Here is an 8,721-nt window from a genome sequence, read left to right on the forward strand (position 1 = left end):
ACGCGGATCTCGAGCCCACTGGTCCACCAGGGGCACACCCGGCATATGGGGTGCCGGACCCGGTGGGGCTCCCTCCAGCGGGTTTCGAGGTCCGCGTCGGTGATGAGAAATCTACGGACCGCGCCAGGGGCCGCGAATCGGGAACGCGGCCGGGACCGGTTAGTCCTTTGGGACTATGTCCCGGAAGCGAACGGCCGGGCGAGCCGGTCGAGGAAGGCGACCAGGACCGCCTCCCGCAGCGCCGGCGGCGCGACGTCGAGCAGCGCGTTGACGGGTGCCATCCGGTCGGGCAGGCCGAGCTCGCCAGCGTCGCCGGCGAGTCCGCCGGCTGCGAGCAGCAGGTCGAACTCGGCGTCGCCGAGGGTCGCCGGGTCGAGCGTCCGGAGCAGGTCGGCCACGCCCGGGTCGACCGGCACCGGCCCCTGCGCGCGGGCCGAGGCCACGGCCTCGCCGAGCGCGGCCAGGAAGGCGCCGGCGTCGGTGGCGGCGCTGATGGCGACGTGCAGCGAGGGCGGTCGGCCGTCGTAGGAGAGCTGGGGCTGGACGAACCAGCCGCGCTCGGCCATCTCGTCGCACACCGTGAACACGTCGAGGTCGTCGTCGGCGGTCGCCGCGACGAGGGTCGAGTCGGGGGCCGCGACGAGCGAGAGCCCCGTCAGCTCGGTGATCCCGGCCGCGATCTCGTCGGTCGCGGCGAGCGCCCGGTCGGTCAGCACGTGGTAGCCGTCGTGGCCGATCGCCCGCGTCGTCGCCCAGGCGCCCGCGATCGGACCGCCGGAGCGCGTCGACTGCAGGGTCGCGTTGAGCATCGTGTAGCCGGGCCAGCCGGCGTGCGCGAAGTACTGCGGACGGCGCAGCGCCGGGTCGCGGTGCAGCAGCAGCGACGCGCCCTTGGGGGCGTAGGCGTACTTGTGGAGGTCGGTCGAGATCGACGTGACGCCGTCGACCGCGAACGTCCAGGGCGTGACTGGCCGGCCGAGGCGGGCGGCGTAGGGCAGGATCCAGCCGCCGATGCACGCGTCGACGTGGCAGCGGACGCCGCGGGCCGCGGCCGCCGTGGCGATCGCGGGCACCGGGTCGACCACCCCGTGGGCGTACGACGGCGCGCTCGCGACCACCAGCACGGTGGTGTCGTCGATCGCCGCCGCCATCGCGTCGGCGTCGGCGCGATGGTCGGGGCCGACGGGGACGACGACCACCCGGACGCCGAAGTAGTGCCCCGCCTTGTGGAACGCGGCATGCACCGTCTCCGCCACGACGATCGAGGGATCGGCCACGTCGGGCCGGGCGTCGCGCGCGCCGAGGACGGCGAGCAGGCACGACTCGGTGCCGCCGGAGGTGACCGTGCCGACCATCGAGTCGGGGCCGTCGACGAGCTCGCGGGCGAACGCGACCAGGTCGTTCTCCATCGCCAGCAGGCTCGGGAAGGCCGTCGGGTCGAGGCCGTTGCTGCCGGCGAACGCGGCGACGGCCTCGCGGGCCAGCGCGTCGACGTCGGCCAACCCGGCGTCGTAGACGTAGGCGAGCGTGCGGCCGCCGTGGACCGGCAGGTCACCCTCCTGCAGCGCGACCAGGCGGGCGCGGATCTCATCGGGCGTCAACGAGGTCGACCTCCTTCTCATCGAGCGCGTAGCCGCGCAGCCACCACAGGCTCGCCAGCACCAGGAGCGCTGGAAGCAGCGAGAACCCGAGGGTGATCGCGGTGACCGCCGAGTCGGGCTGCACGACGTCGCCGGTGTCGCTCGAGCGGTAGGAGCCGAGGGCCAGGACGACGGCGTACAGGCCGGGGCCGAGGGCCAGGCCGAGGGTCTCGCCCGCGGTCCAGACGCCGGTGTAGACGCCCACCCGTGACGATCCGGTACGACGCGCGTCGACCGCGGCCGCGTCCGGGAGCATCGCCATCGGGAACACCTGCACCCCGGCATAGCCGACGCCGACCAGCCCGACCGCGGCGAACACGACGGCGGCGGGCGCGTGCCCGGCGAGGGTGGCCGCGGCGGCACCGGTGGCGAGTACGAGCGAGGCGGCGACATAGCCGTGCTTCTTGCCGATCCGGCGCCCGATCGCCGCCCACGCGGGCGTCAGCAGCAGCGCGGGCCCGACGAAGCAGACGAAGAGGATGGTCGCGGCGCCGTCGCGCTCGAGGACGTCGCTCGCGAGGTAGTCGACGCCGGCGAGCATGCAGCCGGTCGCCAGCGCCTGGACGACGAAGGTGACGAGCAGCAGCCGGAAGTCGCGGGCGGCGGCCACCAGCCGCAGCTGGTCGCGCAGCGTGCCCGGCCCCGGCGTGACCTCGCCGATGCGCGTGCCGCGCGTGCCGCGGTAGGTGAGCAGGGCGCCGGTGAGGATGACCGCGGCCATCGCGACGCCCATCGCGCGATAGCCGTCGCGGCCGCCGATCGCGTCGCGGATCGCCGGTGCGCTGGCGCCCGCGAGCAGGATCGTGAACGCGAGGATCGCCACCCGCCAGGTCATCAGGCGGGTGCGCTCGGCGTAGGAGTCGGTGATCTCGGCGGGCATCGCGACGTACGGCACCTGGAAGAAGGCGTACGCCGTCGCGCACGCCAGGAAGGCGACGAGGACCCAGGCCGCGTCGAACGTCTGCGAGCCGAGGTCGGGGCCCGCGAAGAGCACCGCGAAGCAGACGCCGAGGACCAGTCCGGCGCGCAGCAGCCAGGGCCGGCGCGGGCCGCGCGGGTCGACGGTCCGGTCGCTGATCCGCCCGGCCAGCGGGTTGAGGACGACGTCCCACGCCTTCGGCAGGAAGACGATCGCGCCCGCGGCGAGGGCCGGGACGGCGAGCGTGTCGGTGAGATAGGGCAGCAGCATCAGGCCCGGGACGGTGCCGAACGCGCCGGTCGCGACCGACCCGGCGCCGTACCCGATCCGGACGCTGCGGGGGAGGCTCACGTCGCGGTCACTGCCCGAGGGCTCGCGATGCCGCCGAAGAGTGTCGCCGCTTGCGGTTGGTGCCGATCGCGGCCTCGGGCTGCGCGCCGCCCGACCACTGGGTGATCCACTCGTCCATGACGAGCCAGGTCGTCGTCCGCGCGGCCCGGCCGGTGAGCATGCCGAGGTGGCCGCCGGGGACGATCTCGAAGCGGACCTCCGGCGACTTCTTCAGCAGCGGCACCACGGCACGGACCGCCGGCACGGGCGCGATGCCGTCGGTGGACCCGCCGAACACCAGCACCGGCACGGTGATGTCGCCGAGGTCGATGGTCCGGTCGTCGAGCTCGAAGACGCCGCTGGCGAGCTGGTTGCCCTTCGCGAAGCGGTGATAGAGCTGACCGAAGGTGCGGCCCGGGTAGGCGATCATGTTGGCGGTGAAGTGGTCGACCGCCTCGACCTGCGCCAGGAACTCGCGGTCGTCGACGTGGGTCGCCAGCGCGATCGGCTTGGTCACCAGCTTCTGGAAGGCGGTGAGCTGGAAGGCCCACTTCACCAGCGGCTTCGGCGCGCCGCCGAGCAGCTGGTAGCCCTTGGTGATCGGGCCGTTGCCGTTGAACAGGTTGAGCAGCGGTCGGAAGGGCGCGAGCAACGGCACCAGCGACACGTCGATCGGCGAGCCGACCACCGACAGCGACGCCACCGGCAGGTCGCCGGAGCGCTTGTCGGCCAGTGCGAGCAGCGAGAAGATCCCGCCCAGCGACCACCCGATCACGTGGACCGGACGGTCGCCGGCGTGCTTCGAGACCTCGCGGATCGCGGTCGGCACGACCTCGTCGACCCAGTGCTCCATGCCGAGGTTGCGGTCGCGGAACGACACCTCGCCGTACTCGACGAGGTAGGTGGGCCGCCCCTCCGACACGAAGTGCTCGACGAGCGAGCACCCGCGCCGCAGGTCGTAGCAGCTCGACGGCGCCGCCAGCGGCGTCACCAGCAGCACCGGGTCGCCCTGCTCCTGGACGTGGCCGGCCGGGCGGTAGTGGTAGACCTCCCGCAGCGTGCCGTCGTCGATGAGCGTGCGGGGCATCGGACGCAGGTCGGCCACGCCGCCGTACAGCAGCTTGTGGGCGACATTGCTCGCGGCGGCCACGACCTGGTCCGGGGCGGGGAGCAGGCCGGCTCCGGGCACAGAGCGCAGGGGCACCAGATCCATATCCGAAAACTACCGCGCAGTAGGCCCGCGTGCAGGCGCGTCCGGGGTTTGCCGTCTGGCCCGCTTCGGGGTTGCCGGGACGGCGTTGACGGCATCGCGAGGCCGGGTGATTCTGCGCGGACGTATTCGGATCTTCAGGGGGTGCCACCCACGTGACGTTCGACGACTGCACCCGCGAGTTCCGCGCGACCATCCGCCGCACTCGCAAAGGACTTCCCGACCCGGCGGTCGCCGACGAGTGGATCAACTGCCGGTCGTACGCCCGACGCGGTGCGGGCCACCGGCGTGGTCGACGCCGACTATCACTTCGACGTATCGGGCATGGGCTACGCGTGGTGCGCGAGCGCGCAGTGCGCCGACAACCTGACGACGGTGCACAGCCTGCACATCTACTGGTGACCCCGCGGTGGCCGAGAGTCTCGTCGCGGCGGGCCTGAGCTTCGGCTACGGCCGGCTTCGCCCGCACCAGGTCTTCGACGGCCTCGACTGGGCGGTACGGCCCGGAGCGGTCACCTTGCTGCTCGGGCCCAACGGCGCCGGAAAGTCCACGCTGCTGAAGCTGCTGTGCGGCTACCTCCGCCCGCAGGCGGGAACGGTCGCGCTCGGCGGTCGGTCGCGGCGACGCGACCTGGTGCGGTCGGTCGCGTGGATGCCGCAGGAGGTGCAGGCCTGCTGGGGGCTGACCACGCTCGAGCAGCTGGAGTACGCCGGGTGGCTGGCGGGGCTCTCGCGGGCCGATGCCCGGGTGCGCGCGGCGGACCTGATCGACCGGGTCGACCTGGGCGACAAGCGCGGCGTGCGTTCGGCACGGCTCTCGGGTGGGCAGCTGCGCCGGCTCGGCCTCGCGCAGGCGCTGGTGCGGGTTGCGTCGGTGCTGCTCCTCGACGAGCCGACGGCGGGGCTCGATCCGGCTCAAACGGAGAACGTCCGGTCGATCCTCGCCGGGCTGGAGCTGGACGGCGGCATCGTCGTCTCGACCCACCAGGTGGCCGATCTGGACGGCCAGGTCGACCGGGTCGCGGTCCTGGCCGAGGGGCGGCTCAGGTTCGACGGCACGCCCGCGGAGCTGGGCGCCACCGCTGGCGACCGCCAGGCGACGATGGCGCAGGCCTTCGCGGCGATGATCGGCGGTGGGCGGCATTGAGCCCGCTCGTCGCGTTCCGCTGGACGGGAGCGGGCCTCTTCCTGCCGGTGCTCTTCGGCATCGCCTGCCTGTTCGCCGCCGCCGACCTGATCCGTATCGGCTACCCGACCGGCGACCTCGCCAACGCCAGCTACGCGCTGAGCGTGGCGGCTCCGGTCGCTGCGGGTTTCACGGCCGCCCGATTCCACTGGTTCCCGGGTTGGATCGCCCTGGCCCGGCCGGCGCGATCGGGGCTGCGCGCGGTCGGCGCCGGCTACGGGCCGCTCGTCCTCGGCTCGCCCTGCGCCGTGTGCCTCGCCGTGGTCGTGACGGCGCGCACGGCGCCGAGCGACGGGCCGTCCTGGGCGATCGTCGGAGTCGACTTCGCCACGGTCCTGGCGGCCTGTCTGAGCGGGCTCGTCCTGGCCTCGGCACTGCCCGTGGTGATGGCGGTTCCGGTCGCCTTGCTCGGCTGGTTCTGGTGGCTGGCCTATGTGCCGGGCATGACCTCGCCCCTGCTGCACAACATGACGTCGACCTTCAGCGCATGCTGCGACTCCTCGAGCCGGCCCGCATGGCACGCGGTGGGCGCGGCGAGCGTGGTGACCGGCACGATCTGCCTCGGGGTCGCGGCACTGCTCTCCGCCAGTCACTGGTCGCAGCGGCCGGTGCCGGTCGCAGGGTCGGTCCACTTCAACCGTGGGCAGCCGTAGCGGCGCAGGACCTGGTGGACAGTCGATGGGTTCAGGCCGAGGTGGTAGGCGATCCGGGCCGGTCCCCAGCGTCGGGTCACTCGCAGGTTCACGATCCGACGTTCGATGCGCTGAGGCAGCCGGTTCGGACTGTGGTGTGGTCGCGACGAGCGGTCGACCATCGCGTCCTCGCCGGACTCGCGGTAGCGCAGGGCCCACCGCCGGGCGGTGGTGATGCTGACCGAGAACCGTTCAGCGGCTCGGGCATACGACCAGCGCTGGTCGACGACCAGCTTCGCCAGACGCAGTCGTCCGGCTGGAGTGAGGGTGGCGTTAGCGTGGGTCACGACGACCTCCGTGGTGAGTGTGGGTGCGTGGTAGCTCCACACCTCACCCGGAGGTCGTCGTCATGGTCCAGCCGACCCGCCGTACCTAACGTCCGTGGTCAGAACAGCTAGGCCGCTACTTCCACTCGATCGAGGCGAGGATCGACTCGAACATCGCCTTCGTCTCGACGTCGTCGGCGCCGGTGACGGACAGGTAGAAGTAGTAGCCGTTGCGGACGGTGCCCCACATCAGCACCCGGTCGTTCCGTGACCCGGTGCGCGTCGTGGCCGTCCAGCCGGTGACGTTGCCGACCGTCCGGTCCTGGCCTCGCTGCAGGGGATGGGTGAACCGGCTCTCGTCCCGCAGCACGAGGTCGGCGGCGTAGTCGAGGGTCGCGGGGCTGCCGGAGAAGACCGGGGTCTCGCTGCCGAGGACGGTGATCGGCCGGGTGCCCGGGTTCTTCTGGTAGTCGGCGACCGAGCGGCCGGTAGGACCGAAGGTCCACGGGATGCCCGCAGGCAGGTGATAGGTCAGCGCGCGCAGGTCGACCAGCTCGCCGGTCGCGGGCTCGACCGACGGGCTCGGCGTGGTGTCGGTCGGGCCGGGGGAGGCGGTCGTGGCGTCCGTGGTGGGATCGGTGCGCGGCGGCTCGTCCGAGCCCTGGCAGGCGCTGAGGCCGACCAGCGCGGCGAGCAGGACGGCGGCGACAGCGCCGCGGCTCCGAGTTGTCACGAGAGCGACCTTTCCGAGAGAGGAGAACGGGCATCAGGGTAGAGGAGGGGCCGCCGTCGGGAAGTCGCGGCCGCGGCGAGGTGTAAGGATGCTCGCGGTGGTGCATAACAGAGGACGTCGGGCCGCCGCGCGGCCTCGTGCGACCCCCTCACCCTCTCGGGAAAGGAAGCGAACCGTGATCATTCCGATGCTGCCGGAGCTGTTCACCGGCTTCATCGTGGCCCTCTCCCAGTCCACCCCCACGGGACTGGCCCTGGTCGAGTCGGCGATCGACCGGGCGATCAAGGAGATCGAGACCGCGACCCACACCCTCAAGCCGGCCGACTTCGACGCCCACGCGTTCATCCCGAAGCCGGCCTTCGGCACGGCCGACCGCTCGGCGGAGCTCGCGCTCCACCACCAGCGGGCACACAGCGTCATGAAGGAGACGCTCGACGGCGTGCTCGAGGACCTCCACCGGTTCAAGGACGCGTGTGCGCTCGCCCGCGCCGACATCAAGGGCGTCGACGGCGACGCCGGCGCGGCCCTGCTCGCCAGCACCCGCGCCGTCGAGTCGCTCGGTAACGCCGACACCGACCACGGCGACACGGCGTACGACAACGCGGTGCAGAGCGCGGCCGGCGCCGACGGCGCCGACGGACAGGGGGCCTGAGCGATGACCGGAGAGAACCTGCGGCGGCTGAAGAGCGCCACCGAGACCTCGCACTCCGAGCGAGTGAGCTCGGCGGCCGGGATCTGGCGCACCCACTCCGCCTCACTGGCCTCCCTCGCCCACACGCTCAGCGAGGTCGCCGACCTGGTCCACCAGGGCTTCAGCGACGGCGCCCCCGGCGACCCCGAAGGTACGGCGGCCCGCGGCAGCCTGGCCTTCCGCACGCTCAGCAAGGACGTCGGCGTCCGCCGCGACCAGATGACGAAGGCGGCCGACGTGATCGACGTCGCCGCGACCGAGCTCTACAACGCCGAGCAGATGGGCGGCAAGCCGATCAACGAGCCGGCCGTGCTGCCCGACAAGCCGTCGCGCCACGAGTACGAGACGGCTGAGGACTACACCGACGCGAGCAAGAAGTACGACACCGCGAAGGCGCAGCACGACGCCGACGTCGCCGACCTCGCGGCCCGCGACGCGAAGGCGAAGGTCCAGCTCGACAAGCTCGACGCCGCCTACGTCAAGGCGTCCGAGGAGCTCGCCAAGATCCACGGCGAGCCGGTCCATCCCGAGGACATCCCGCCGTCGTCGGAGAACCGGCCCGGCGGCTTCCCGGCCGGCCCGCGCGTCCACGGCGGCGGCGACATCCCCACCGGCCACCAGGTGAAGCCGCCGATCCACCACCCGGGCGACCCCGGCATCCCGGGCACGGGCGACCCGGGCGGCCACGACTACCCCGGTGGCGACGGCGGCGGCGACCACTGGGGCGGCGGCGGAGGCGACCAGGGCGGCGGCCACGGCGGCACGATCGGCAACCCGCTGATCCCCGGTGGCGGTTCCGGTGGTGGCGGTGGCGGCGGGCTGTCCGTCGGCGGTGCGGCCGTCGGCGCCGGGATCTTCGGCGGCGCCGGCCTGGCCGGTGCCGTGCGCGGCGCCCTCGGCGGACGCGGCGCGCTCAGCTCGGGCGGTGGCTCGATCGGCGCCAGCTCGCGCAGCGGCGGCTCGGCCACCCTGGGCCGCTCCGGCGGTTCGACCGGCTCCGGCACGCCGGGCAGCCAGGCCGGCCGTGGCGGCGGTCGCGGCGCGGGTGCGGGCG

The 8,721-nt window shown here is 73.1% G+C and carries 8 protein-coding genes and 2 pseudogenes; 5 read left to right on the plus strand and 5 right to left on the minus strand.

Annotated elements, in window-relative coordinates; genetic code table 11:
- Positions 1–173: 173 nt before the first annotated feature.
- Genes AB4880_RS25975 through AB4880_RS25985 form a run of 3 tightly spaced genes read right to left on the minus strand, consistent with a single transcriptional unit; the run spans position 174 to position 4,102 of the window.
- Positions 174–1,601, minus strand: coding sequence for a pyridoxal phosphate-dependent decarboxylase family protein (locus AB4880_RS25975; RefSeq protein WP_367922135.1), 1,428 nt, complete (start codon positions 1,599–1,601; stop codon positions 174–176).
- Entirely contained in the window at positions 1,588–2,910 is a 1,323-nt protein-coding gene (locus tag AB4880_RS25980) for an MFS transporter (RefSeq protein WP_367922136.1), read from the minus strand. Before AB4880_RS25980 ends, AB4880_RS25975 begins: the two co-directional genes overlap by 14 nt.
- A 7-nt stretch (positions 2,911–2,917) precedes the next feature.
- Positions 2,918–4,102 carry an alpha/beta fold hydrolase gene (locus AB4880_RS25985; RefSeq protein WP_367922137.1) on the minus strand — a complete coding sequence of 395 codons (1,185 nt, stop codon included), beginning with the start codon at positions 4,100–4,102 and terminating at the stop codon, positions 2,918–2,920.
- Between the two features lie 270 nt (positions 4,103–4,372).
- Here AB4880_RS25985 and AB4880_RS25990 point away from each other — a divergent pair, with 270 nt between their 5' ends.
- The 3 genes from AB4880_RS25990 to AB4880_RS26000 are packed head-to-tail and all read left to right on the plus strand — an operon-like array spanning position 4,373 to position 5,938.
- Positions 4,373–4,501 (plus strand): hypothetical protein, encoded by a 129-nt coding sequence (locus AB4880_RS25990; RefSeq protein ID WP_367922138.1) that lies wholly within the window; start codon positions 4,373–4,375, stop codon positions 4,499–4,501.
- A gap of 7 nt (positions 4,502–4,508) precedes the next feature.
- A complete protein-coding gene (locus tag AB4880_RS25995; protein ID WP_367922139.1) occupies positions 4,509–5,246 on the plus strand; it encodes an ABC transporter ATP-binding protein in 738 nt (245 codons plus the stop codon).
- The gene (locus AB4880_RS26000) at positions 5,243–5,938 is read left to right on the plus strand and encodes a hypothetical protein (RefSeq protein ID WP_367922140.1); all 696 of its coding nucleotides are present in this window, start codon (positions 5,243–5,245) and stop codon (positions 5,936–5,938) included. Before AB4880_RS25995 ends, AB4880_RS26000 begins: the two co-directional genes overlap by 4 nt.
- On the opposite strand, the pseudogene AB4880_RS26005 reads toward AB4880_RS26000, so the two are convergent.
- Together AB4880_RS26005 and AB4880_RS26010 are read right to left on the minus strand one after the other, a co-directional pair.
- Positions 5,896–6,264: pseudogene (locus tag AB4880_RS26005) on the minus strand (helix-turn-helix domain-containing protein); the annotation flags it as partial. The gene AB4880_RS26000 and the pseudogene AB4880_RS26005 sit on opposite strands and share 43 nt — an antisense overlap.
- 115 nt (positions 6,265–6,379) lie before the next feature.
- On the minus strand, positions 6,380–6,976 hold the full coding sequence (locus AB4880_RS26010) for a hypothetical protein (RefSeq protein ID WP_367922141.1): 597 nt from the start codon (positions 6,974–6,976) through the stop codon (positions 6,380–6,382).
- A 175-nt stretch (positions 6,977–7,151) separates the two neighbouring features.
- Here AB4880_RS26010 and AB4880_RS26015 point away from each other — a divergent pair, with 175 nt between their 5' ends.
- Both AB4880_RS26015 and AB4880_RS26020 read left to right on the plus strand, forming a co-directional pair.
- A complete protein-coding gene (locus AB4880_RS26015) occupies positions 7,152–7,628 on the plus strand; it encodes a hypothetical protein (RefSeq protein WP_367922142.1) in 477 nt (158 codons plus the stop codon).
- A 3-nt stretch (positions 7,629–7,631) separates the two neighbouring features.
- A pseudogene (locus AB4880_RS26020) lies at positions 7,632–8,721 on the plus strand (hypothetical protein); the annotation flags it as partial.

The organism is Nocardioides ginsengisoli, from assembly GCF_039537225.1.
Lineage (GTDB): Bacteria > Actinomycetota > Actinomycetes > Propionibacteriales > Nocardioidaceae > Nocardioides > Nocardioides ginsengisoli.